The sequence below is a fragment of the Paraburkholderia humisilvae genome (genome assembly GCF_902859855.1).
Lineage (GTDB): Bacteria > Pseudomonadota > Gammaproteobacteria > Burkholderiales > Burkholderiaceae > Paraburkholderia > Paraburkholderia humisilvae.
The window spans coordinates 1-23,566 of the sequence record NZ_CADIKH010000069.1; the positions used below are offsets into that span (position 1 = coordinate 1).

22 protein-coding genes are annotated in these 23,566 nt (G+C 63.4%); 4 read left to right on the top strand and 18 right to left on the bottom strand.

The annotated features are described in order from the left end of the window. The 3 genes from HV796_RS34970 to HV796_RS43510 all read right to left on the bottom strand — a co-directional run. Window positions 1-2,022: tetratricopeptide repeat protein (locus tag HV796_RS34970; RefSeq protein ID WP_246356202.1), on the bottom strand; the 2,022-nt coding region annotated here is incomplete at its 3' end. 40 nt (window positions 2,023-2,062) lie between these two features. Beyond that, on the bottom strand, window positions 2,063-4,933 hold the full coding sequence (locus tag HV796_RS34975; protein ID WP_246356203.1) for a sugar ABC transporter: 2,871 nt from the start codon (window positions 4,931-4,933) through the stop codon (window positions 2,063-2,065). Between the two features lie 281 nt (window positions 4,934-5,214). Further along, the gene (locus tag HV796_RS43510) at window positions 5,215-5,418 is read right to left on the bottom strand and encodes a hypothetical protein (protein ID WP_217478086.1); all 204 of its coding nucleotides are present in this window, start codon (window positions 5,416-5,418) and stop codon (window positions 5,215-5,217) included. Window positions 5,419-5,453: 35 nt separating this feature from the next. On the opposite strand from HV796_RS43510, the gene HV796_RS34980 reads away from it, so the two are divergent. Beyond that, window positions 5,454-5,615 carry a DUF1328 domain-containing protein gene (locus HV796_RS34980; protein ID WP_133649474.1) on the top strand — a complete coding sequence of 54 codons (162 nt, stop codon included), beginning with the start codon at window positions 5,454-5,456 and terminating at the stop codon, window positions 5,613-5,615. 173 nt (window positions 5,616-5,788) lie between these two features. Here the strand turns inward: HV796_RS34980 and HV796_RS34985 are convergent, their stop codons facing one another. Both HV796_RS34985 and HV796_RS34990 read right to left on the bottom strand, forming a co-directional pair. Beyond that, entirely contained in the window at window positions 5,789-5,992 is a 204-nt protein-coding gene (locus tag HV796_RS34985) for a hypothetical protein (protein ID WP_175232454.1), read from the bottom strand. A 210-nt stretch (window positions 5,993-6,202) separates the two neighbouring features. Next, window positions 6,203-6,892: a TetR/AcrR family transcriptional regulator gene (locus HV796_RS34990; RefSeq protein WP_175232455.1), complete on the bottom strand. Its 690-nt coding sequence runs from the start codon at window positions 6,890-6,892 to the stop codon at window positions 6,203-6,205. A gap of 425 nt (window positions 6,893-7,317) precedes the next feature. Between HV796_RS34990 and HV796_RS34995 the strand changes: the two genes are divergently transcribed. Further along, window positions 7,318-8,025, top strand: a complete 708-nt coding sequence (locus tag HV796_RS34995) for a TetR/AcrR family transcriptional regulator (RefSeq protein ID WP_175232456.1) — start codon at window positions 7,318-7,320, stop codon at window positions 8,023-8,025. A 62-nt stretch (window positions 8,026-8,087) separates the two neighbouring features. On the opposite strand, the gene HV796_RS35000 is transcribed toward HV796_RS34995, so the two are convergent. Continuing rightward, window positions 8,088-8,582 carry an Lrp/AsnC family transcriptional regulator gene (locus HV796_RS35000; protein ID WP_175232457.1) on the bottom strand — a complete coding sequence of 165 codons (495 nt, stop codon included), beginning with the start codon at window positions 8,580-8,582 and terminating at the stop codon, window positions 8,088-8,090. A 194-nt stretch (window positions 8,583-8,776) separates the two neighbouring features. Beyond that, on the bottom strand, window positions 8,777-10,543 hold the full coding sequence (locus HV796_RS35005) for an acyl-CoA synthetase (protein ID WP_175232458.1): 1,767 nt from the start codon (window positions 10,541-10,543) through the stop codon (window positions 8,777-8,779). Between the two features lie 439 nt (window positions 10,544-10,982). On the opposite strand from HV796_RS35005, the gene HV796_RS35010 reads away from it, so the two are divergent. Continuing rightward, entirely contained in the window at window positions 10,983-11,255 is a 273-nt protein-coding gene (locus HV796_RS35010; RefSeq protein WP_175232459.1) for a hypothetical protein, read from the top strand. Window positions 11,256-11,310: 55 nt separating this feature from the next. Here the strand turns inward: HV796_RS35010 and HV796_RS35015 are convergent, their stop codons facing one another. The 11 genes from HV796_RS35015 to HV796_RS35065 form a co-directional block, all read right to left on the bottom strand. Beyond that, the gene (locus HV796_RS35015) at window positions 11,311-11,562 is read right to left on the bottom strand and encodes a hypothetical protein (RefSeq protein ID WP_246356205.1); all 252 of its coding nucleotides are present in this window, start codon (window positions 11,560-11,562) and stop codon (window positions 11,311-11,313) included. A 195-nt stretch (window positions 11,563-11,757) separates the two neighbouring features. Beyond that, on the bottom strand, window positions 11,758-13,083 hold the full coding sequence (locus HV796_RS35020) for a chloride channel protein (RefSeq protein ID WP_175232461.1): 1,326 nt from the start codon (window positions 13,081-13,083) through the stop codon (window positions 11,758-11,760). Between the two features lie 258 nt (window positions 13,084-13,341). Then, window positions 13,342-13,971: a DAK2 domain-containing protein gene (locus tag HV796_RS35025; RefSeq protein ID WP_175232462.1), complete on the bottom strand. Its 630-nt coding sequence runs from the start codon at window positions 13,969-13,971 to the stop codon at window positions 13,342-13,344. A 14-nt stretch (window positions 13,972-13,985) separates the two neighbouring features. Beyond that, window positions 13,986-14,996, bottom strand: a complete 1,011-nt coding sequence (locus tag HV796_RS35030; RefSeq protein WP_175232463.1) for a dihydroxyacetone kinase subunit DhaK — start codon at window positions 14,994-14,996, stop codon at window positions 13,986-13,988. Window positions 14,997-15,033: 37 nt separating this feature from the next. Continuing rightward, on the bottom strand, window positions 15,034-16,035 hold the full coding sequence (locus tag HV796_RS35035; RefSeq protein ID WP_175232464.1) for an ABC transporter permease: 1,002 nt from the start codon (window positions 16,033-16,035) through the stop codon (window positions 15,034-15,036). Further along, the gene (locus HV796_RS35040; protein ID WP_175232465.1) at window positions 16,032-17,585 is read right to left on the bottom strand and encodes a sugar ABC transporter ATP-binding protein; all 1,554 of its coding nucleotides are present in this window, start codon (window positions 17,583-17,585) and stop codon (window positions 16,032-16,034) included. The genes HV796_RS35035 and HV796_RS35040 overlap by 4 nt, the downstream gene beginning before the upstream one ends. Before the next feature lie 71 nt (window positions 17,586-17,656). Beyond that, entirely contained in the window at window positions 17,657-18,787 is a 1,131-nt protein-coding gene (locus tag HV796_RS35045) for a sugar ABC transporter substrate-binding protein (protein ID WP_175232466.1), read from the bottom strand. A gap of 152 nt (window positions 18,788-18,939) precedes the next feature. After that, a complete protein-coding gene (locus HV796_RS35050; RefSeq protein ID WP_281369945.1) occupies window positions 18,940-19,650 on the bottom strand; it encodes a class II aldolase/adducin family protein in 711 nt (236 codons plus the stop codon). Then, window positions 19,647-20,717 carry an S-methyl-5-thioribose-1-phosphate isomerase gene (gene mtnA, locus HV796_RS35055; protein ID WP_175232467.1) on the bottom strand — a complete coding sequence of 357 codons (1,071 nt, stop codon included), beginning with the start codon at window positions 20,715-20,717 and terminating at the stop codon, window positions 19,647-19,649. Before mtnA ends, HV796_RS35050 begins: the two co-directional genes overlap by 4 nt. A 70-nt stretch (window positions 20,718-20,787) precedes the next feature. Further along, window positions 20,788-22,053 (bottom strand): S-methyl-5-thioribose kinase, encoded by a 1,266-nt coding sequence (gene mtnK / locus HV796_RS35060; RefSeq protein ID WP_175232468.1) that lies wholly within the window; start codon window positions 22,051-22,053, stop codon window positions 20,788-20,790. A 73-nt stretch (window positions 22,054-22,126) separates the two neighbouring features. Further along, the gene (locus HV796_RS35065) at window positions 22,127-22,822 is read right to left on the bottom strand and encodes a GntR family transcriptional regulator (RefSeq protein ID WP_246356204.1); all 696 of its coding nucleotides are present in this window, start codon (window positions 22,820-22,822) and stop codon (window positions 22,127-22,129) included. A gap of 217 nt (window positions 22,823-23,039) precedes the next feature. Here HV796_RS35065 and HV796_RS35070 point away from each other — a divergent pair, with 217 nt between their 5' ends. Further along, window positions 23,040-23,462, top strand: a complete 423-nt coding sequence (locus HV796_RS35070) for a secondary thiamine-phosphate synthase enzyme YjbQ (RefSeq protein ID WP_175232470.1) — start codon at window positions 23,040-23,042, stop codon at window positions 23,460-23,462. Window positions 23,463-23,566: the final 104 nt, after the last annotated feature.

A 23,566-nucleotide genomic window follows, 5' to 3' on the forward strand; every position in this document is an offset into this window, starting at 1 on the left:
GGATGGCCGGTCGGTCAGACGTTCGTATTCGGCACGCGCGGCCAGCACACCCGGCGAGGCTTGCGCGGCGCGCTGCTGGTCGGACGTGAGGCTCGCCAGCAACGCGGCAACCCGGTCGTAGGCCTGCGCATTGGTGTAATAGACGATCGCATCCTGCAGCGCGCGCGGCGCGGAATCGCGCCGGTAGCGCAGCTCGGCAACGCGTCCCGCGTCGATCGGATAGGGATCGTAGAAGTACGTCATCTCGCCGAGTTCTTCGGGTGTTGCCGCGCCGCTGGCGAGCAGGTGCCGATACGCGTCATTGGCGTCGTCGTCCCGTTGCAGCAGCCGCGCGAGCTCTGCGTAGTTGCGCCAGAAATCCTCGTCGGCGTCGCGCGCGCCGGCACGCGCGCGCTTCAATGCCGCAAACGACGCACTATAGTCGCCCGCCCGATACAGCACGCTCGCGGTGCGCAGCGCCGCGTTCGCGTCGTTCGGGCGACGCGCCTGCACCGCGCGATAGGCGGCCAGCGCCTGCTCGTCATGGCCCGCGCGCTCGGCCAGCGCGCCGATGCGCTGATCGAGCGCATCCGCATTCGCACCGCGCGGCAGCGAACGCAGGAACGCAAGACCGTCGTCGGGACGGCCGAGGCGCTCAAAGGTCGCGGTCACGTTGTCGACGAGCTTCAGATCGCCGGGCGTCGCGCGCGCCTGATGGATCAGCGCGGTCAGATACGCTTCGTCGTCATCGAGCATAGGGGCAATGCGCAGCACGTTTTGCCAGCCGACCGGGTCGTCCGACAGTTGTGCGTAGTCGAGCCACGACTTTAGCGCGCGCGACGGGTCGCGATTCCATTCGGCGGTCTGCGCGAGGCGTTTAACCCACAGCACCGAATGCGGGTCGCGCTGCACCTGCTGCGCGGCGATCTTTTCGGCGCTCGCCAGATCGCCGGATTCAATGAATGCGTTGAAGACGACATCGGCCACATCGGGTTTCGATTCGACTGGCGACGCCGCTGACGATGCGAGTTGCGCCGCCAGCGCGACGCGCATCAGACGCGCACCGCCGCGGGCGCTCAACGCTGCGCGCGCCGCCGCCGGCCACACGACCGGACCATCCCGATACGCGAAGCGCGTGCGCGGCATGGACCGTGCGTATTGCGCATACGCAGCCGTCAGCTCGACACCCGATCCGGCGTACGCAAACGCACGCGCGTCGTGCCGTTCGACGGGCTGCGCCTGCGCATAGGGCGCCAGCATCCGCGCATAGCGGTCGACGGCATCCCGACGGTTCGCCGCGCGCGCGAGGTTCAGCAGCACGACGAGGGTGGCAGGATCATTGGCGAGCGTGCCCAGATGCGCGTCGGCTGCCGCCAGCGCGTCGTCGGGCAGATTGCCCGACTGCAGCGCGTGGATGCCCTCGAGAAAGCACCGGCGCTGTTCGTCGCGCGTTTGCGCAGCCGCCTGCCGGCGAAACCACGCGTTAGCTGCCGCCCGGTAGTCGCCGACCTGCAGCGCGTAGCGTGCGATCTGCGTGTCCCACTCGTTGCGCCCTTTCGGATCGTGCTCGGACAAGCGCGTGTAGAGATCTATCGCGAGCCGCGGCAGGCCAGCCGCTGCCGCGCGCCGCGCAAGCGCTTCGAGGTCGCGCGGCGCCCATTCGTCGCGCGCTGCCATGGTCAATCGCTCGCGCAAATCGGCAAGCGCAGCGGCACGGCGCGGGTCGGTCTCCGCCAGCGCGAACGTGCGCTGCTCGGCCACCGCAAGGCGCAGCATCGTCGCGGCGCGCCGCATATCATCGGTATGAAGCGCGTCCATCCTGCCGGCGATGCGCTGCGCGTCATCTGTGCGGCCCAGATACATATACTGCGCGCCGAGCAGCGACAGGAACTCCTCGTTGTCTGGTCGCACGCGCGACCATGCTTCGAGATACGCGACGGAGAGCTCGCTCGGCGCGCCCACCGACGCAATGCGCTCGCGCATCCCGCCGCGCGGCGAGATCGCGACCATCGCCGCGAGCAGGACCCCAACCAGCGTCAGCACCAATCCTGTCGAAGCGATGCGGGGGCGCTTGCTCCCCACGTCAGCCGCCACAGTCGACCTCGACGGGCTGATAGGGAATGTCCAGACCGGCGGCCGGCGACGTATCGAAGCGCAACTGCGCCCCGTCGCGCCGGGCGGCCACCGGACGGCCGGCCACGCTCACGCTGCAACGCTGCGCGTTCGCGAGCTCGACAAACGGCTGGTAGTAGCCGCCGAACTCGAACGACATGCGATGCGCGTCACGCGTGAAGCGGCGCACGAAACCGTTCGCCTGCGCGATATAAGGCATGGCGCCAGCCGACGCGTTGCTCGTCGCATCGAACACGACGCGTGCGTCACCGTCCACGATGTGGATATACGTGCCGTCCGGCCCCGCCGCATAACCGGTCACGCCGCGCGATGCGCGCAGGTCCGGCGCGTTCGCGCCTGGCCAATGCAGCTCGCGCACCTCGCCATTGCCGCGCACGATCCATGCGCCTCCTGTAACGGCTGCCGGGTCTGCCGGGCTCACGGCGGCATCCGCGGGCGCGTTTGCCCCGCGCACTTCGCGCGCGACCGCGAAGCCGCGCCAGTCGAGCACCTTGTGCGCGTAATCGGTGATCTGCACCGGCAAGACCGGCTGCTTGAGCACCGTCGAAAACACCTGGTCGAGCGCGCGCAGCGACGCGACCTTGGTGCCGCTGTACATGTGGTAGTAGATATCGATCGGCTTGAAGCGCAGCGGCCGCTCGGTCATGTCGAACGTCTCGAGCACGCGCGTGAAGCCGTAAAACGGTCCGCGCCAGTCGTTCGTATAAACGTTCTCGTCCTGGTCCGGCGCGTACACCTGATACGCGCCCGGCCCTTTCGCGACGCCGATCGGCGCGATGCTCGTCCAGCTGTTCGCGCTCTTCGTGATCATCGTGTCGCCGCCGTTGATGTTGTCGACGCCCGCCGCGTACACCTTGCGCACGATGAGCGCCGGCGGTTCGCAGTCGCCGGGCCATTGCAGGACCGTCGTCTTTTTGCCCGGCGGCGCGAGGCGTGTATTGATGTAGTCGATCGAACCCGTGATCTCGCGGTCGACGTTGAACTTGTAGTTCGGAATATTCAGCGAGAACGCAGCGTCGCCGCCGCCGCGGTCGACGCGTTCGCCCGTCTGCGCGTCGACATCGGCCCATTGGAACGGATGCGAATAGGTGTGCGTACCGATCGCGACATACGGCAACGCAAACATCTTGCGCGCGATGGTCTCAAGGCGCGGCGAGATCTGCGGATAGAGGCCTTGCGGGCCGACCTCGCCTTCGATCACCGACAGCGTCATCGGCACCTTGTAGCGCGTGAAGATCTGCTCGTACAGTGCTTCGCCCGAATAGTCGGGGCCGGGAAATTCCGCGCGCGACGCGAAGCCGTCACCGTCGACGTGCGTCATCAGAAGACGGCGGCCATTCTCGGTGGTCACGCTCGGTGCGGGCATCGGCGTCAGGCGCAGCGCGTCGGCAAAGAAGCGGATCGGCTGGATCGCCCAGCGCTGCTGGCCGATGCCGTTCAGCGACACGACCGTATAAGGACTGAGCGCGTAGCCGCCCCACGGCGTGATCGCGACCGGATCGAGCGTCGCGTCACCGGACTTCACCCGCAACAGCGTCCGGCTTGCCGCGCCCACTCGCACGCCGGTCAGGTCGCGCGGCCCGAGCCTGGGTTGCGCCTCGAAGCCGATGATCGGGTCACGCGACACGATGCTGACCGGACCGGAAAACGGCCCCGCGACGGGCTGCAGATCGAGCGCCGGTCCCTCATCCCCGGCCGCGTCAAAACCGAACTGTCCGATGAACGCGACCGGCACGTGCGCGGCGATGCGCGCGTCGATCCACCCGCGCCATGCGGCGCCGTCGCGCGGGTCGTCGCCCTCGAGCCAGACGACGACGCCGGCATAGCGGTCTGGCGTCACATCGTCAGGTAACGTGTCGTTCACGTCCGCGTATTCGACGTCATAGCCGAGATAGTTGAGCGGCGTTGCCGCATCGCGCACGCCCAGCGTCTCGTCAAGGGGAACATCGGGGGCGCGGTCCTGCACGATCAGGATGCGCCGCGGCAAGACCTCGATCGCGCCGATGCCGACCACATTGCGCGCGGCGTTCGTCACGTAAGGCGTGACGCCGCTCGCGACGACCTGCGCCGCGGTCGTGCGCGCGCACGCGCGGTCGTCGCCGGGACACAGCTCGATGGATATCACCGGCACGCCGGTGCGCTGCATGAACGAACGCGCCGCGTCGATGCGCGCCGCGCGCTCGGCGGCGGCCACCTCGAACGGTCGCGCGCCGTCCGGCGCAACGCCCCGCACGAGCGACGGTCCGACCACGGCGTACAGCGCTGCCGCGTGCGGCAGCGCTGTACGCAATGCATCATCGCCGCCGACCATCAGGCGCGCGTCGGGATGGGCCAAGTGAATCGCATCGAGCGCAGCGATCGCCCCGGGTGTATCGAGTAAAAAGCCGCGATAGCCGCGCTGCCATAGCGCCTCGATCTGCTGCGAAACGAACGACGAGATTTCGCCGCTCCCTGGATGCGTGCGTGCGATCCACACGGTATGCGCAAGCGGATGCGCGCTGGGCTCGAATCCGCTCGCGGGATCGGTGACGACGGCATCGAACGCCTGCAGCAGGTCGACCGGAGGATGCGGGCCGTCGAAGAATGCGATGTTGACCGAAGCCTTTGGCTGAAGCGAACCGGCATCGCGCGGGTCGGTCGTCTGCTGTTGGGGCGTCGCCGCCGGCGTCCGCGCTTGCGCATGGGCCGCGCACGGCGCCACGCTTGCGCCCAGCAGCGCCAGTGCAAACGTCCACCGTGCGGCGCGCCGCGACACCGAAGCCAGCCGACGCTCGACCGCGCAAAGCAGCGTCGCCGCCTCCGTATGAATCTCCGTTGACATGAAGGGTATCCGTTCGCTTATTGCTTTTAACCGGACCGTCTAATTACCTGCTTATCGACGGTTTATGCGACTTCTTGAATCGGATTCCACCGCACCGGTTTTCTTTACGACGCGCATTTTCCGCATCGAACCACAGACCAGCAACGAACGGACGTCACGAAGCGCTATTCCCTGAATCGGCGCGCATTTTAACGCGTTTCGGGCAAAAGAAGAGCGTCTCCCGTGCAAGTAAACCCGCACAAAAGGTTCGAAATGAAACGGGCGGAGCTTATTAAGTCTTATCAATAAAGACGCGCAAACGTTAAACCTGAATTTGCATCCAGAACGATAATCGATGCGCTGTGACTTTTTACCGGTTGGTAATCCGGTAAAAAGTATCCGGAAAAAATGACTAAAATAGTCGGGACGATAGGCACAACAGTTGCTCGGCTGGAGGCGGCGACGTGCCGCGCAAGCGCGGCGACGGCTGCCGTGACTCCAACCATTCAGACCTTCAGCCACTCATCGATGGGAGGACCCCATGCTTCGATACGCTGCCATCTTCTTCGTGATCGCCATCATCGCGGCCGTGTTTGGCTTCGGCGGCATAGCGGCTGGCGCCGCGGAGATCGCCAAGGTGCTGTTCTTTATCTTTATCGTGATCTTCCTCGTGACGCTGCTGATGGGCGTCGTCCGACGCTGACCATCGGCGCGTTGCACTGCACTATCCGGCGCGGGCGGCCGCACACTTTGCAAGCCTTGCGAAGGTAATTGAAATAGTTGCGTGATCGCCCGCGCCGGGCTTCTCACGATTCGGGCTACGACGATTCGGACAACCGAAAGGTGCGCGCGACCGCAGAAAAAAGCACCGCGCGCTCAGGCTTGCGCACGCTCCTCAAGCGCACGCAATGCTGCGTTAAGCTTTTGTACCCGGCTGCGTTGGGACGGCACGGACGCGACGGACGTCAGGCTGTCCACACGCTTGCGCCAGTAAGAAAGCGGAATTCGATCATTCAGAGAAATACGCGCGAGCACCTGCTCGAGATGCTGAAGATCCGTTTCTAGTTGGTAGTGGTTCATGGCCTTCCCCGTAACGGCCAAGCGTTTTGTGACAGCTATACGATCGCCAGGCGCGTCCGACAAGCTTTCTTATATGAGGTGGAAAGAATAGGCAGGCATGCTGTGCTGCCCTCGGACCGACAATATGACACCGGCGCAAAAGGTCGAGCAAGAGCCTTGCGCCGTATGCGAGAAATCCTCAGAACTTATCGCCGGGCGCAAGCGGTTACTTCATACCCGCGGCGAATAGCCGTCAGCGCTGTCGCCGGCCACGGCGATTTCTCCTTCCGCGATGCGTGACGGCAGATCGTGGCTGACAAACCCAAGGATGAGCCGCACCATCTCGTCTTCAAAGCTGCGCGTGCTGAGATATTCGGGCCGCTCGAGCGCGGTCGCAAGCAGTACGCCGGAGATCGCACGGAACAGCACGAAGCGGGCTTCGTCGCCGGCAATCCGTTTGCCGAGCTCGGGGCTTTCGTTATGCAACGTGTTCGAGATCAGATTGAAGTAACGCCGCATGCCTTCGCCGATCGGCGAGTCGGCCGGCGCGTCGCTCCATTCGGCGCGCAGGATGCCATAGAGGCGCGGCCGGTCGCCAATAAACGCGGCGACCGCACGGATCATCCGGCGCGCGTTGATGCCCATGCCGAACGGCGCCGGGTCTGCGAGCGCATTCGTCATCAGGTCGATGAGCCGGTCCAGCTCACGCCGCGCCAGCGCCTCGATCAGGCCTTCCTTGTTTGGGAAATACTGATAGAGCGCACCGATGCTGAAGCCTGCCGTGTCGGCCACGCGCTGGGTCGTCAGTCCTGATTTGCCCTGTACTTCGAGAGTGCGAGCGGCGGCCTCGAGAATGCTATCGAGTGCGAATGACGCTCTGGCCTGCTTCGGCCGTCGACGTTCCGAAGACGAATTGGACAAAGGGACTCCTATGAAGGAACACGGTTATCTTAGTTGAGTTGGCAACGGGTTTCAGCAAGGACTGTGTAATATCCGCCACGCATCGGCCGATTGCCTGCCTGAACATGAGCCTCCATTCACATCAATGATCGATCGACGCTCAAGCCGCATTGAGCCGCGCGGCCTACAAGCGAAAGCAATTTGCAAACTTCACTGCGCAAGGAAGCCGACGGCGGATGGGTCGTCGCACGACACGCGAACCTGCTGGCTGCGCAGCGCTGAGCCGGCTTCACGCGTCCTGTCGCGCAGCGCCCGCGCGCCAGCCAACGGTGAGGCATCGAACTTCGTGTGGCACCGTATGCCTATTGCCTTATAACGTTTTGTTTTGGACTTGCAGCATTCCGCGAACCTGAGTAATAATCAAATCTCGATTTTCTGGGGGTTTCGTGGTTCTATCGCCTAAATTCACCAGCCCAAAACTGGCGGCGAAGATACTTGGCGCTCGTTCGGAACAACGTGTAGTCGACATCCTGAATACGGCTCAAGTCGTATTTGGAGAACAGGGCTTCGACCGCGGCACGACTGCTGAGATTGCGCGCCGCCTGAACATCTCCGAGGCAACGATCTTCACGTACTTCGGCAGCAAGCGTGAGCTTTGCCAGGAATTGCTGTACACGTGGTACACCACGATTACCGCGCAAATGGAAGAGGGCTTTCCTCGCGCAGAAGGCTTGCGCAGCAAGATCGAATACGTGGTGACGCGGCACCTGAGCTATCTGCTGCAGGACACCAAAGGCTTTTGCGCGCTGGTTCTCAGTGAAGGACGCGCGGTGCACGGCGAATTCTCCGAAGATCTTGCCGGCCTGAAACGACGTTATCTGGCGAGCTTCATGATCGCGCTGCACGACGCGCAGGCTGCCGGCGAGCTCGATCCGGATATCCGTCTGTCGATGGTGCGCGACATGCTGTTCGGCATGATGGAACACATCCTATGGCGCAATATTGAGAGTGATAGCGCGCCGGACATCCCCGCGATTGCCGCCGACGTGACCCAGTTCATCATGAAGGCGATCGCGCCGAACGGCGACGAGTTACGGCGCCTTCGACAATTCCGCAACGAGGTCGCCGCGTCGCTTAAACGTGTCGATCAATAGCATGTGGCCTTGCAGGCGCTCGCACACAACACGGGTCGTGCACCGATCCGCGCGTTGCACGCTCACACGCACGGGCTCGGGCCCCGTTCAAGATAGGTAGTCAACGCAATGTAACTGCGCGTGCCAGCAAAGCCTTCAATGGAATGAATGCGTTCGAGCAGACGTTCGAGACTCTGCGTATCGCGCGTGCGCACTTTCAGCAGCATTGCGCTTTCGCCGGTGACGGTATGAATTTCCTCGATGTCCGGCAGCTCTTCGAGTTGCAGCAGTTGGCGGGTCACCATCCAGCTGGTCGTATCGACATGCACGAATGCAAGAAGGGGCCGTCCGAGTTTTGCGGCATCCATCGTGACGACGGTTGCCTTGACGACGCCGTCCTGCCGCAAACGCTTTGCTCGTTCATGCACCGCGGGCGCGGACAGATGCAGGCGTTTGCCGAGTTCGGCGTACGTGAGGCGTGCGTCTTCCGATAACAACGCCAATAGTTTGCGGTCAGTAGCGTCCAGTATCGTTGCCGCACACGATTTTTTGCGATCCTTATCGGTCCCTGAAGTCATCTAGCCTCACCCGAACAAATCAGAGGCTGGTTGAGCTATAGTCAAGTTAAAAATGCAAACATCTACATCTTCTTAACGAACTCCGCCCAACAAGCCGAATTTACAAGCTGCGCGGGGTTGAGTATAGCTCAAGTGAAAAAATGATGCCCACAATATGTCGACACTTTGTATGGCTTCAATCAAGTATCCGCACTTCACGGAACAGCATTGTCCGGCGGTGTTGCGAACGCCATACGCGCCGCGTATTCACGCAGTTCGCGCCTGATCATCTTGCCTGTCGCGGTAAGCGGCAGATCGTCGACAAAATGAATGATGCGCGGATATTCGTGCGCGGCGAGCCGGGTCTTCACATGCTGCTGCAAGTCAGCACGCAGCGTATCGTCCGGCGCGTAGCCGCTGTTCAACACGATGAATGCGGTGACCGTCTGCGTACGTTCAGGGTCTGGCGTGCCGACCACCGCTGCCATGCGCACGGCCGGATGACGCAGCAGACAATCCTCGATCGGCGCAGGCCCGATCCGGTATGAAGCGCTCGTGATCACGTCGTCATCGCGGCCGACGAAACGAATGAACCCTTCGTCGTCCGCAACACCGGTATCACCGGTCACGAGCCACTCGCCGCGGTATTTGTCGCGGGTCGCCGCGTCATTGCACCAATAGCCGATGAACATCACGGGGTCCGGCACGCGCACCGCGATATCGCCTTGCGTGCCCGCGGGCACCGGCCGGCCCGTTTCGTCGACGATGGCCACCTGGTGGCCAGGCGCCGCCTTGCCGATCCAACCGGCGCGTGGTGCAAAGAGCGTCGCGCAGGACGATAGCACGACGTTGCACTCGGTCTGCCCGTAAAACTCATTGATCGTCACGCCAAACACGCGCTCGCCCCATTCGATCAGTTCCGCGCCAAGCGACTCGCCGCCGCTTGCAACCGCACGCAACGCGAAGCGCCAACGCTGCGGATGCTCGACCGTACGCATCATTTTCAACGCGGTCGGCGGTAAGAACGCATGCGTGACTTCGTGTCGCTGCATCAGGTCGAACGCGGCCTGCGGGTCGAATTTTTCGAAGCGCCGCGCGAGCACCGCGATGCCGTGATGCAATGACGGCAACAGCACGTCGAACAGGCCGCCGATCCACGCCCAGTCCGCGGGCGTCCACATCAGCTTCGCGCCGACCGGAAAGAATCCTTGCGACATCTCCACGCCAGGCAGATGCCCGAGCAGTACCCGATGCGCGTGCAGTGCGCCCTTCGGCTTGCCCGTCGTGCCCGATGTATAGATGATCACGGCCGGGTCATCCGCCGACGTGGCCGGCACATCAAAAGGTTCGGATTCCGAACTCATCGTTGTCCAGAATGGGCGCACGTCACCGGTGGCAGCGACGACCGGGGCCATGGTTGCAGCGCTCTTTTCCTGTTCCGCCGCGTCGACATGCGCGTCGCGTTGCGCGGTTCGCTGGTGCGCGTGCGCATGCGCCATCCGGTCGGGTTCGTTATCGACGCAGTAGACGACGCGCAAATCAGGCAACGTATCGCGCAATGGCCCGATCTTTTGCAAGCCAGCTGGATCAGTGACCAGCGCGACCGCGCCGCTATCGGCAAGACGGTACTGCAACGCATCGGGCCCGAACAATGCAAACAGCGGCACCGCGATTGCACCGCACTTATAGACAGCGAGATGTGCGATCGCCGTCTCGACCGATTGCGACATGAAGATGCCAATGCGGTCTGCCTTTTGCACACCGTCGCGTCGCAGCGCGTGCGCAAAGCCGTCCGACCAGCGCTTTAACTCGTCGAATGTATAGCGCGCGATGCGCCCATCCTGCGATTCGCATACGAGCGCAACACGGCCACTCCCGTCGGCCCACTTGTCGCACGCATCGACGCCGATGTTGTATTCCTCCGGAATTCGCCACTCGAAGCGGGACGTTGTTTGCTCATAGGTCTCGAAACAGGCCAGCATGATCTCCCCCAATGGTGTGCGCCTGAAGTTTGATCGCGGATGGTGAGCCCGATCTTACGCCGGGAATGCCTACGACAGGGTCACTTCGCCCGCAACGCTTTCGACCCCGCGTTGCCCGATCGAGACGGTATAACGCGCGCTGTGCAATGTGCCACGCTTGACGCGCCTAGCCATTCATATGGTTCTCCTGACGATCCAAAAAAGATACGCGCAGTAGTCGCGCGACCGCGCACTGACGCCGTGCGACGCTCGCCGCGGCATCACCGACCCGGGGCACGACCATGTGCCAGTATGATGATGGCCAACGGCGCGTCGCAACACCTCGCCGTTGCACGTCGCGCATGGGCCGTTTCGCCGTTGTGAAGGTTTGTGCTTGGGCCTTTGTCCCTATTGCCGCCGATCCGCCGCGCCCTCACAATGCGCGAACCTTGGGGGGGATATGAAGAAACGCCTGCTGCTCGCTGGTGTGAGCGTGCTGACTGCCTGCACGGCGGTGTCGAATGTGGAGGTACGGTCGAACGGCTCGTTGATGATCACAAGCCGTGCGCGCAACAGCTTCGCATCGTGGAACAGCATCCGCAACGCAGGGTTGAAGCACGCGACCGCTTACTGCCGTGACCAGAACAAGCGCATGCACGCTATTTCGGTGCATACGAACGGTGTGCGAGGCGTCGACAACGAATCGGTCGAAATCACGTTCGAATGCTTCTGACGTGTCCCGACGTCAGCCGGCGCGCAAGCAGCCCTCTCTGCTCACGCGGCGCGCGTCAGCGCTTCGACGCCCATATTCCACTGCCGGCCGGGCGGATCCGCTCGCGCAGCGCAGCGTCGGACGGTCCGGACGCGGGTATCCCTTTCGACGGGTCCGATTCACCACCGCCCGGATGGGCGGCGTCGCGCGGGGACTGATCGTCCTTCGCGGGCGGTTGGCCCTTTTCGGGCAGCGGCTGATCGAGACCGGGCTCAACCGGCGTCGGAATCGCGGCGCCAATCGGCTTCGACGTTTCGGTGGGGGACATTTCGGATGGGTCATGCGGCGTGTCGTCGTCGCCACTACCCGGTTTGGTCGGGGACATCGTGCGCTCCAGGAAAACTGGCAGGAGCGGATCAAGCAGCAATGGATGTACCCGGCAGCCGCTGCGCGCCCTCCGCGCATGCGTCCGCATGGCCGCAAGCAAGCCACGCGAAGCGTGTCGTGCGTCGCCAGACAACCGCTACAAAGGCGCGCGCTGCGCACGAGCGGCCGGCTGAGACTTGCCCGCAAGCGTCTTGCACAGCCGGTTCGCGGTGATCGACCCCGCGACCGCAAGCACAATCGGCACGAGCATGCCGTAGCCGATATGCGTGAACTCCGCGATCAGCACGACCGCGGTAATCGGCATATTCATCGACGACGCGAGAAACGCTGCCCCGCCGACCAGTGCGAACGCGCCGCTCGGAAGGCCGACGCCAAACAGACTGCACAGACCACCGAGCACGATGCCGGCCAGCGCGCCAATTGCGAGGCTCGGCGTGAGCACGCCACCGTACGCGCCGACCCGCAGGCTGCTCGTCGTGATCACCACTTTCAGCACCAGCAGCGCGGCGGCAAGACCGATGGTCAGATGGCTATCGAAGCCAAGCTGCGCGGCGCTCTTACCGTTGCCGAGCAATTGTGGAAAGCCGATCGCGAGCAAGCCGATCAGCGTGAAGTTCAGCATGCTGAACACCGGCAATTGCCAACCGCCGCGCGGCGCCGCCGCGGAAGCCTTCTTCGTGATCCATCTGAAGCCGTACGCCGCGACGCCCAGAATCGGGCCGATGATGACGGCCCAGACGATAAGGCTTGTGCTGTCGGCCAGCGCAGGCACGACGTACTGCGTCTCGTTGCCCAGGCCGATGCGCGCAGTCAACGCGGCAATAACCGAGGCAGCAAGCGCCATCGCCACCACGGTTACATTTAACGTGCCGAGCAGCACTTCGAGCACGAACACCGCGCCGCCGAGCGGCACGTTGTACACGGCCGCGAGACCCGCGCCGGCGCCGCATGCGACCAGCAGACGGAGTTCGCCGGGCGTCAGCCCCGCGACCTTCGCGAGCCAGCCGGCGATCACGGCGCCGACCTCGCGTGGCGCGACTTCACGCCCAAGCGGCGAGCCCAGCGCAACCGTGACGATTTGCAGCAACGCATGCACGAGCGTGGTGCGAGCAGGCATCGGCGCGTCCGGCGACGCCAATGTCTTCGAGATACTGACGAGCGGCCGCCCGAAGCGCTTGAGCGCCCACCAGCCGAAGCCCGCGATCACGCCGCAGACCACCATCACGATGACACGGCGCAACGACGACGCTTCGCTCACGCCTTGCAGGAAGCTTTGTGTATCGACGAGCTTGTCGAGGCTGTAGCCGTACGCGACGTGCTGGATCGCATGCAGCAGCAACGCGAGCAGCATGCCGCCCAATCCTGCGCCGACACCCGTCGCAACCGTGACCACGCCAAGGCGCACCACCGACCTGACAGGGCGCGGCGACGGCGAAGGCTCGTGGACGATTTCGAAAGACATGGCGGAAAGTGTCGGAAAGGCCGATGCCTTCTACTATAGGGTTTATACCTAAATGAAACAAATCACTTTATTTGATTCATTGATGCATGGTAAGCATAGATCGATGAGGCGTGCTTCATCCGCGCGAGTCAACGTAATCCGAAGCAAAACTACCTGAACTCGCCGCTTGGCCATTTCGTAACCGCACGCCCCCGTTAAAGCCCGCACCGAAACGGTCCTGTGCCTTTAAGGCCCACGCGCACGCACCGTACGAGCTCGTCAACGCACGGCCAGCACGTCGCGCAGCTTCTCGAGAAACCGCAAATAAGCGGTAGCGCCCGGGTCGGGATGGCCGATACTGCGCGCCTGCACCCACGCGGCGCGACCCTTCTGTGACTGCAACGCAGCCGTCGCGTCGACCTGCTCCTTGGCCTTGCCGATCATCGCGCTGAGCAATGCATCGGCGTCCCCCTGCGACGCTTCGAGCACGTCGAGGCTCGGCACCAGCGCATCGAGCACGGTCTTGTCGCCGACTTTGCTCTTGCCGCGTTCGACAATGCGCGCCGCCACCGCGCGGCCGATCGCGAGCGCCTCATCGCGGCCGACGGTCTCTTTGCCCGCCGCGGTCTTCGCGGCGGCAAGCAAACCGCCGCCGATCAGCGCGGCAAACGTCGACGGATTCGCAGTGGAAAACGCCTTGCCCGCGGCAAGCAGCAGATCGGCGACCGACGCGTTCGCAGGCAACGCCGCCCATGCGGCCACGACCGCCTTCGAACCCGACTGCACCGTAATGCCGAGATCGCCGTCACCGAGCGCCGCGTCGAGATCCCGCAACTCGTCGGTATGCGCGGGCAGCGCGTCGAGCGCGCGGCTGACCACGTCGCGCAGTTCGTTGCTGGAAACACTCATGAAGACCTCCTCAATCAGGCCAGCCGCCAGTCGCGAAAGAATGGCGAACGCGCGGGCGCGGCAAGCAACGCTTCGAGTTCCGCATCGAGCTGCATCACCGTGATCGACGCGCCCGCCATTTCGAGGCTCGTCACATATTCGCCGACGTACGAGCGCGCGATCGTGAGGCCATGGTCGCCGATCACCTTCGCGGTACGCCGATACAGCAGATACAGCTCTTCGAGCGGTGTCGCGCCAAGCCCGTTGATCAGCACCGCGACGCGCGCGCCTTTCGGCGCGGCGAGGTCGCGCAGGATCGCCCCCGTCAAACGGTCCGCGATCGCATCGGCGCTTTCCAGCGCGCCCCGATGCGTGCCCGGCTCGCCGTGAATGCCGATGCCGATTTCCATCTGACCTTCGGGCAGCATGAACGTCGGCTTGCCGGCCGCCGGCAGGATGGTCGGCGATAGACCGACGCCCATCGTCCGGCATGCGCCGTTCGCCTGTGCGGTAATGCGTGCGACTTCTGCGAGCGAATCGCCGCGTTCGGCCGCGGCGCCCGCGCATTTGAAGGCGAACACCATCCCCGCGACGCCGCGCCGGTCGCTCGCGCGCTCAGGCGGCGCCGACGCGACATCGTCGGTCAGCACGACGGTCTTGACATCGATGCCTTCGGCCTCGGCGAGGTCCGCCGCGAGATCGAAGTTGAGCACATCGCCACCATAGTTGCCGTACACGTACAGCACGCCCGGGCCGCCGTTCACCGCCTTCGTCGCTTCGAAAATCTGTTCGGCCGACGGCGACGAAAACACGTTGCCGACCGCGACGCCGCTGCATAACCCCTGTCCGACGTAGCCGAGAAACCCGGGCAGATGGCCTGAGCCGCCGCCCGTGACGATGCCGACCTGGCCCGCCCTCGGCGCGTCGGCGCGCACCAGTGCGCGGTGGTCGGCGGTGACGGGCTTGATCCAGCCGGGATGCGCGACGAACAACGATTCGATGATTTCGTCGACGAATTGGTCCGGCTGATTGATGATCTTCTTCACGCGTTTCTCCTGGGATGATCTGCCTTGAAAAAATGGCTCAGTTCTTGCGCCGTTGGCTCAACGCATCGAGCATGACCGCGGCGAAAATCACGCCGCCTTGAATGAATTGCGTCCAGAACGGGTTCACGCCGAGCAGCGACAGCCCGACGTTGATCACGCCGATCAGCACGACGCCGATAAAGGTGCCGACGATCGAGCCGCGCCCGCCCGCGAGCGACGTGCCGCCAATCACGATGCCCGCGATCACTTGCAGTTCGAGGCCGTTCGCGGCGGACGGCAACGCCGAGTTCAGGCGCCCGGCGAGTACGATGCCGGCGATCGCCGCCGTCACGCCCGCGAGCGTGTAGGTGATGAACATCACGCGCTGCACAGGAATGCCGGCTAGACGCGCTGCTTCGCGATTGCCGCCGACCGCGAACACCTGATGGCCGAACGTCGTCTTGCGTAACAGCACGTGGCCGATCACGAACACGACGAGCATGACGAGCATCGGCATCGGCAATCCGGCGATCGATTTCGCCCCGAACGCAGTGAATGCATTCGGAAAATCGAACTTGGTGCGGCCATCGGAGATCGCGAGCGTGAGACCGCGCGCCATGGCCATCATCGCGAGCGTGACGATAAACGGCACGAGGCGCAGCCACGCGACCGCGAAACCGTTCAACGCGCCGACGCCCGCGCCGACCGCCAGCGCGATCGCGAGGCCTGCCAGCCCAAGCCCCACGTTGTCCGGCGTCGAACCGGCCATCAGCGTCGCCGCCACCATGCCGGTCAACGCAACGAGCGAACCGACCGACAGGTCGATGCCGGAGGTGATGATCACGAACGTGCCGCCGACCGCCGCAATGCCGACTACCGATACCTGCACCATGATGTTGGTGAGCGTGCTGGTCGTCAGAAACTCCGGCGACGCAAACGACAACACAATGCAGATCATCACGAGTGCCGCGAACAGCGGCCCGATGCCGCTGCGCAATTGCCGGATCACGCGGCTCGACCACGCTTGTGCATCCGTCTCTTTGGCTGCCGTCGAATTCATGCGCCTACTCCTGTCGTCGCCCACTGAATCACCGTCTCCGAATCCGCCCTATCACGCGGCAGTTCGGTGACGATCCGGCCGCGGTACATCACGAGCACGCGGTCGGACATGCCAAGCAGTTCCGGCAGCTCGGAACTCACCATCACAACCGCGGCGCCCGCACGCGCCATCGCGATCATGTGCGCGTAGATCTCGGTTTTCGCGCCGACGTCGATGCCGCGCGTCGGCTCATCGAGCATGATCACCGCAGGGCTGGTCGCGGTCGCGCGGCCAAGAATCACCTTCTGCTGGTTGCCGCCCGACAGATTGCCGGTGATCGATGCGACCGACGGCGCGCGTACCGCGAAACGCGCGCTGGCCTGTTGCGCAAGCTTCCGTTTGCGCGCGCTGCGTACGAAGCCGCCGGTGGCGAGCGCCTTCAGGCTCGATAGCGCGACGTTTTCTTCGATGCTCGCATCCAGCACGAGTCCTTCGAGCTTGCGGTCCTCCGCTGTATAGACGAGGCCCGCGCGTACGCCGGCCGCGGGCGAGCGGAGATCGACCTGGCGGCCGCGCACCTGGATTTCGCCTTGCGTGACCTTCCGCGCGCCGAAAATCGCCTTCAGCAATTCGGTGCGCCCGGCCCCGGCGATGCCCGCGATCCCGACGATCTCGCCCGCGCGCACGCTGAAACTCGCATGCCGCACAATCGGCGGGCTCGCGAGATCGCGCACATCGAGCACAACCGGGCCGTAGTCGCGCGGCTGCCACGGATAGAACGAATCGAGATTGCGCGCGACCATCGCCTGCACCAGGTCCTGTTCGGTCCATTGCGCGATCGGCCGGGCATCGACGGTTGCACCGTCACGCATCACGACCGCCGAGTCCGCGAGTTCGAAAACCTCTTCCAGATGGTGCGAGATAAAGATGATCCCCATGCCGGCCTCGCGCAAGCGCCGCACCACCCGATAGAGGTTCGCAATATCGTCATGCTGAAGCGCCGCGGTCGGCTCATCCATCACGAGGATGCGTGCGTTGCGCGCAAGCGCCTTCGCGACTTCGACGAGTTGTCGTTGATTAAGCGGCAGATCGCCTAGACGCATCGAAGGCGACACAGCGTCGAGCCCGACTTGCGCAAGCGCCTCACGCGCGCGACGATCCGCGGCGCGCCGGTTCACAAAACCGCCGCTTGCCGGCATCCGGCCAAGGAACAGGTTTTCGGCCACCGTCATATCGTTGACGAGCGACAGTTCCTGATAAATCACCGCGACGCCCGCATCGATTGCCGCATGCGTTCCACGTGCAAGCGGCACGCCGTTGATTTCGATCGTGCCTTCGTCCGGCTCGTAGGCGCCGGACAGCGTTTTGATCAATGACGACTTGCCCGCGCCGTTTTCGCCGACGATCGCCATCACACGCGCCGCATGCAGCGTTAGACTCACGCCGCGCAGCGCCTTCACACCGGGAAAGCTCTTGACGATGCCTTCCATATGCAGCAACGGCGGCACGCCGCCCGCACGCTGTTGAGCGCGGGCAGCGGCCTGATGCTGCGAACTCGTTGCGCCGTTCATGAATGATTTCGTCCTGCGTTAAAGCACGTGCGCGCGCTGCGTCGGCACACGTGCCGTCGTGACACTGCCGCTTACTGGCTGACTTGCAGCGACCACAGCCCGTACTTCTTCACCTCGTCGGAGTCGATATTCGACTTGTCGATCAACAGCGTCGGCCATGCGTAGTTTTCCGGCACCGGCTTCTTCGCGACGTAGTCCGAAATGAAGCTCAGCGACTTCGCCGCCATCTGGATCGGATTCTGCGAGATCGTCGCGTCCTGCTTGCCGTTGCGAATCGCGGAGAGCGCCTGCGCGGTGCCGTCCGCGCCGATTACCAGAATGCGCTCCTTGTCGCCGAGCGGCTTGTAGCGGCCCGCGTTGTCGATCGCCTTTTCGGCGCCGACTGTGTTGTCGTCGTTCGCACCGAACACCGCGTCGATTTGCGGGAATTTCTGCAGGATGTTGGTCATCGCGTTCAACGACTTCTCCTGATCGAACCCGCCTTCCTGACGCGCGACGACCTTGATGTCCGGGTACTTCGCGATTTCGTCGCTAAAGCCCTTTTCGCGATCGGCGGCGGCGGTCGTGCCGACGAGGCCGATCAGATCGACCACATTGCCCTTCGGCGAGCCGTAGCGTGTCTTCATCTGCTCGACGATCCACTTCGCCCCGGTTGCACCGAGCGCGACGTTATCCGACGCAACAAACGACGTCACCTTGCCGCCGTCAGCGCCGCGATCGAGCGTAAAGACCGGCACACCCATCTGATTCGCCTTCTGCACGGCCGGAATAATGGCCTTCGAATCGATCGGGTTCAGCACGAGCGCGCTGACGCCCTGGCTCAGCAGATTGATCGCATCGTTGACCTGTTGCTGTGCATCGCCATTCGCATTGGTTTGCACAAGTTCAAAGCCTTCGGTCTTCGAGCCCTTTTCGACACCGAGCTTCAGGCCGACGAAGAACGCATTGTTCAGCGTCGATACGGAGAAGCCGATCTTCTTCATGCCGCCGCTGCCGCCGCCGCTTTCGCCGCCCGACGCGGCAGGTGCGGCGTTCGCCAGCGCGGCGCCGCTCGCGCTCGTGTCGCTGGCAGCCGTGCTGCCCGACGACGGCGACTCGCTTTTCGAGCAGCCGCCCAACACGGCGGCGACGCACAGCAGCGCGGCGCCCATCGGCGCGCCCAACGAAGTCCAGCGATCGAATCTTGCTGCGTTCCAGGCCATGAATGTCTCCATTGTTGAAGTTGTATGCGCTGTGCCAGGACGGCCGGTCCGGCGTTCTGAACTACGCAAAAGCCGCTCGAAATCCGCACGAACGCTGCGGTAAAAGAAACGGTGCTTAAGACACGGGTTCGACGCGCGCAATGCGCTACGCGTCAGGACCCGTCGCTGCCGCTGCCGCGACGCAAACCATAGTTGCTGAACTTCTTCACCACTTCGGCGATTTCGTCGTCGGACAGTAGCGGTGGCGGGCCAAGCTGACTCGCCATCAGATACTGCTTCGCCAGCACTTCGACTTCGTTTGCGAGCCACAGCGCGCGGGCCAGATCGTGTCCGACTGCGATCACGCCGTGATGCGCGAGCAGGCACGCGGTGCGGTCCTTGAGCGCTTCGAGCGCATAGTCGGACAGCGCCTGGCTGCCGAACGTCGCGTACGGGGCGCAGCGGATCGAATTGCCGCCGGCCGCGGCCACCATGTAGTGGTGCGCCGGAATGTCCCTGCCATGAATCGCAATCGCAGTCGCCGCGCTCGAATGCGTGTGCACGACCGCACCTATTTCGCTACGCGCGCGCAGAATGTCGCGGTGACAACGCCACTCGGTCGACGGGCGGTGCTGCGCGAAGACCGACGCATCCGCTTCGACGTCCATCGGCAGCCACACAATCGCATCCGCGCTCAGCGCATGAGCAGGCACGCCGCTTGGCGTAATCAGGAAACCTTCGCCGCAACGTGTACTGACATTGCCCGAGGTGCCCTGATTGATACCGAGGCGCTCCATTTCGCAAGCGGTATGCACGATTCCGGCGCGCAGTTCGGCTTCGCGCGCGACGGACGTGCCGGATGCGTTAGGACTCGCGCCGCTCACGCCGCCGCTCCGAACAGGGCGGCGAGATTGGCATCGAACGGTGTGCGGACAATGCCGCGCTCGGTGATATAGCCCGTGACCAGATCGTGCGGCGTCACGTCGAACGCCGGATTACGGACCTTGACGCCAGCCGGCGCAATGGCCTTGCCGCCGAGATGCGTGACTTCGTCATCGCGACGCTCTTCGATGACGATGCCGCGGCCGTTTGGCGTCTGGAAATCGAGCGTCGACGACGGGCATGCGACATAGAACGGCACATCGAAATAGCGCGCCGCGATCGCGACGCTCAACGTGCCGATCTTGTTCGCGAAGTCGCCATTTGCCGCCACCCGGTCGGCGCCGACGATCACGACATCGATCAATCGTTGCGCCATCAACGACGCGGCCATGCTGTCGGTAATCAACGTGACGTCGACGCCCGCCTCGCGCAGCTCGTACGTGGTGAGCCGCGCGCCTTGCAACAGTGGTCGCGTTTCGTCCGCATAAACCCGAAACGCAATGCCTGCGCGCTGCGCGGCGTAAATCGGCGCGGTGGCGGTGCCCAGACCGGTCGTCGCCAGCGCGCCGGCGTTGCAATGGGTGAGTACGCCGCAACCGGCGGTGATAAGCGGCCGGCCCTGCTGGCCGATGCCTTCGCATAGCGCTTCGTCTTCGCGATGAATCCGCGTCGCTTCGTCGACCAATGCGCGGTAGAGCGCGGGCGTGTCGATGACGGGCGCATGGTCCGCGGCGCGCAGCATGCGCTTCAGGCTCCAACTGAGGTTGACCGCCGTCGGACGCGCACTGTCGAGATAGGTGGCCTGCTCTTTCACGACGCTGCGAAACGCGTCGAGCGGTAGATGCCGTGCGCGCTGCGCCGCGACACACAAGCCGTATGCGGCGGCGACACCGATCGCCGGTGCGCCGCGCACGCGCAATTCGTGAATCGCGCGCCAGACGTCCTGTGCGGTGCTCAATGTTTCGATCACCGTCTCGTGAGGCAAACGGGTCTGATCGAGAATCCGCAGACAGTCGTCGTTCCACGTGAGCGTGGCCGGCAGATTCATAAAAGGCGACGGGGAAACCATGCGTGCTCCGATGCCGGTTGACTGCGTGAACTAAAAAACGTCGGTTTTGCTTTCGCGACGTCACGACGCTCTATGCGTAACGTGTCGCCTGAATCTCGCGCGCAACCGCTACAACCTCGCCGATGTCCGCAATCGCATGCCGTTCGACGAGCAATCGTTGCGCGCACCGCAGCGCCCGCACTTCGACCGTTGCGCGCAGCGCCTCGTCGGCAATGCTCGTGACGTCCACCACTTTCGCCATGCCGACAATGCGCCGGATCATCTTGCAGCCCGCAAAGCCGAGCGAGTCCGCGAAAAGGCGCTGCATAAAGCGCGCTCGAAACGCGTCCACACACGCGCCACCGCGGTCGTCGCCGATAAAGTAGCTTTTGCGGCGGCTCTCATGCTCACGCCACAGCGCGATGAACTGATCGGCAAATCCATTCCAGATTTGCGTCGCCTGTTCAAGCAGCCAGTCGCGATACGGCAGTCCGCCGTTCGCGCGCGCCTCGCGGTCATGCCAGTCGCGCGAAAAATACGCGAGCAGCAGATTGGCGAGCACCGCGCCGATATCGAAACCCATCGGACCGTAGAACGCGAATTCCGGGTCGATCACATAGGTCTCGTCCTGGTTGACCATGATCGAACCGGTATGCAAATCGCCGTGCAGTAGCGTTTGCGCATCGCTCATGAACGACCACTTCATCTCACCGACCGCGACACGCAGCGCGGGCGACTTCCATATCCGCTCGATCTCCGCGCGCGGAAACGCGGCACTGTACACATTCGATGGGTGATCCTCGAACGGATAGGTAAACACGAGGTCTTCGGTGATCTTGCATAGCTCGCTGTTAATCGCGGCGCTGACCGCCTGCTTCTTGACGTCTGGCGCGAGATACAGGTCGGAGCCGAAAAACAGCGTATGCGCGAGATAAGTGGACAGATGGCCGGCAAGCTTCGGATAGACGATGCCATCCATGAGCCCTTGCCGAAGAATTCGATGTGACGACAGTCGCTGCATCACCATCAGAAAAAGTTCGTTGTCGGCGTGATAGACGCGTGGTACGTGTTGCGGACAAAGCGCGCCGAACCGGCGCAATGCCGCGACTTCCCGCTCCATCCGATGGCGCGTGAGCGGCCAGGTCTTGCCGACCAGACGCAGAAAGGGCGGCGCCTGCTTGACGACGACGCTTTTCTCCGGCGCCTTCGTGTTGCTTGCGAAGTAGACGAAGTTCAGGTTGCCATCGCCGACTTCGGCGATGTCGAGTTCGACGGGTTCGTTCAACAGTGCATAGACGCCTGGCACACTGCGCAGATAAGCCGATAGCTCGTCACAACTCATTGCTTCAAATTCCATGGACTGTCTCCTCCACGGTTGAACTGCAATGCCTGATTTGCCGGCGCTTTCGCCCGATGGGGTTAGCCGGGGTTTATCGCTTCTTGCGAACCAGGTCGAACTTGAAGATGCTCGTGTTGTAGTAGTCGTTGCTATAGCAAAGCGGCTCGCCGCTTTGATCGAAATCCACTTCATCCAGCAGCAGGAACAGGCCAAAGCCGTCGCCCAGTTCCGGCAGATCGCGCGGCGTCAGGATAGTCGGCTGGATCGACGTATGCGTGTGCGACAGGCGGCGGCCCGTGCGCGCGAACATCGCAAACAACGATTCGCCGAGGTCGCCGCCGGCAGCGTCGAAGACGGCCTTCGGCACCGTGTCGATGCAATACGCGGCGATCGCGTCGTCGGCACATCGCACGCGTTCGATACGCACGCATGCGTCGCCGACCTTCAAACGCAGTTTACCGGCCAGACTCTCGGACGCCTGGATGTGCTCGATCTGGATCCGGCATGTGGAAGGTATCGCGCCGACGCTGCGGATCATGTCGGTGACAGACATCAGATCATCGAGGCCGCCTTGCAGTTTCAACGAAATTTGTCTGATGAAGGTGCCGCGACCCTGGATCCGTGACAGCAAGCCATGCGAGATCATCTGTGCAACGGCTTCCCGGAGGCTCGACCGGCCCACCCCCAACAGCTCGCAAAGCTCGATTTCAGTGGGGATCTGGTCACCCGGCTTCAGGGAGCGCTCGCGGATCATCGCCATTAGCGATTCCTGGATTTTCTCGCTCATCGAGTGTTCGACGGACAGGCGCATGGACGTGTCGGGGAGTCGGCTAACGGACCGAATATACATCAGATGTCTGATGTTTCAGCGGGTGTTTACCCGTGGTTCAATGATTGTCTGGCTGACCCGCCGCGCGCGTTGCGATTGCTGCCTGTGCGCATCGCCCCCTATGCTGTAAAGGTCAAGCCGCGCGAAGCGGCGCGACATTTCAGTGGAGGTTTTGATGCAACAGGCGCTTCATCATCTGCACGTGCGTGCGCGCACGCGCGGACTCGTCGATATCACGAAGCAGGTGCGGGAGTTTGTTGCACAGCAGGCGATCGAAGTCGGGCTGCTGACGATCTTCTGCCGGCATACGTCGGCTTCGCTGCTGATCCAGGAGAACGCGGACCCGTCAGTGCGCAGAGATATCGAACGCTACTTCGCGACGATCGCGCCGGAGGATGCGCATCGCTATGACCACGATACCGAGGGCCTCGACGATATGCCTGCGCATTTGCGCACGGCGCTGACCCAAGTGCAGTTGTCGATTCCGGTTGAAGAAGGCGCGTTAGCGCTTGGCACGTGGCAAGGGATCTACCTATTCGAACATCGCCGTGAACCGTCGACGCGCGATATCGTGCTGCATCTGATTGGGACTTATTGAGTTTCCCATAAAACATGACAACCGATTCGATGCTGGCGCGTTATATCTCTAACGGATTGAATGGAGATACGCGCCATGGCAAAGAAGCCGTTGGACGAGGCAAC

Bases quoted from the DNA above. Each gene is read 5' to 3' on its own strand.
- HV796_RS34975 (WP_246356203.1), bottom strand. From the start codon at position 4,933: ATGTCAACGGAGATTCATACGGAGGCGGCGACGCTGCTTTGCGCGGTC.
- HV796_RS43510 (WP_217478086.1), bottom strand. From the start codon at position 5,418: ATGGTTGGAGTCACGGCAGCCGTCGCCGCGCTTGCGCGGCACGTCGCC.
- HV796_RS34980 (WP_133649474.1), top strand. From the start codon at position 5,454: ATGCTTCGATACGCTGCCATCTTCTTCGTGATCGCCATCATCGCGGCC.
- HV796_RS34985 (WP_175232454.1), bottom strand. From the start codon at position 5,992: ATGAACCACTACCAACTAGAAACGGATCTTCAGCATCTCGAGCAGGTG.
- HV796_RS35000 (WP_175232457.1), bottom strand. From the start codon at position 8,582: ATGACTTCAGGGACCGATAAGGATCGCAAAAAATCGTGTGCGGCAACG.
- HV796_RS35005 (WP_175232458.1), bottom strand. From the start codon at position 10,543: ATGCTGGCCTGTTTCGAGACCTATGAGCAAACAACGTCCCGCTTCGAG.
- HV796_RS35010 (WP_175232459.1), top strand. From the start codon at position 10,983: ATGAAGAAACGCCTGCTGCTCGCTGGTGTGAGCGTGCTGACTGCCTGC.
- HV796_RS35015 (WP_246356205.1), bottom strand. From the start codon at position 11,562: ATGTCCCCCACCGAAACGTCGAAGCCGATTGGCGCCGCGATTCCGACG.
- HV796_RS35020 (WP_175232461.1), bottom strand. From the start codon at position 13,083: ATGTCTTTCGAAATCGTCCACGAGCCTTCGCCGTCGCCGCGCCCTGTC.
- HV796_RS35025 (WP_175232462.1), bottom strand. From the start codon at position 13,971: ATGAGTGTTTCCAGCAACGAACTGCGCGACGTGGTCAGCCGCGCGCTC.
- HV796_RS35035 (WP_175232464.1), bottom strand. From the start codon at position 16,035: ATGAATTCGACGGCAGCCAAAGAGACGGATGCACAAGCGTGGTCGAGC.
- HV796_RS35040 (WP_175232465.1), bottom strand. From the start codon at position 17,585: ATGAACGGCGCAACGAGTTCGCAGCATCAGGCCGCTGCCCGCGCTCAA.
- HV796_RS35045 (WP_175232466.1), bottom strand. From the start codon at position 18,787: ATGGCCTGGAACGCAGCAAGATTCGATCGCTGGACTTCGTTGGGCGCG.
- mtnA (WP_175232467.1), bottom strand. From the start codon at position 20,717: ATGGTTTCCCCGTCGCCTTTTATGAATCTGCCGGCCACGCTCACGTGG.
- mtnK (WP_175232468.1), bottom strand. From the start codon at position 22,053: ATGGAATTTGAAGCAATGAGTTGTGACGAGCTATCGGCTTATCTGCGC.
- HV796_RS35065 (WP_246356204.1), bottom strand. From the start codon at position 22,822: ATGAGCGAGAAAATCCAGGAATCGCTAATGGCGATGATCCGCGAGCGC.
- HV796_RS35070 (WP_175232470.1), top strand. From the start codon at position 23,040: ATGCAACAGGCGCTTCATCATCTGCACGTGCGTGCGCGCACGCGCGGA.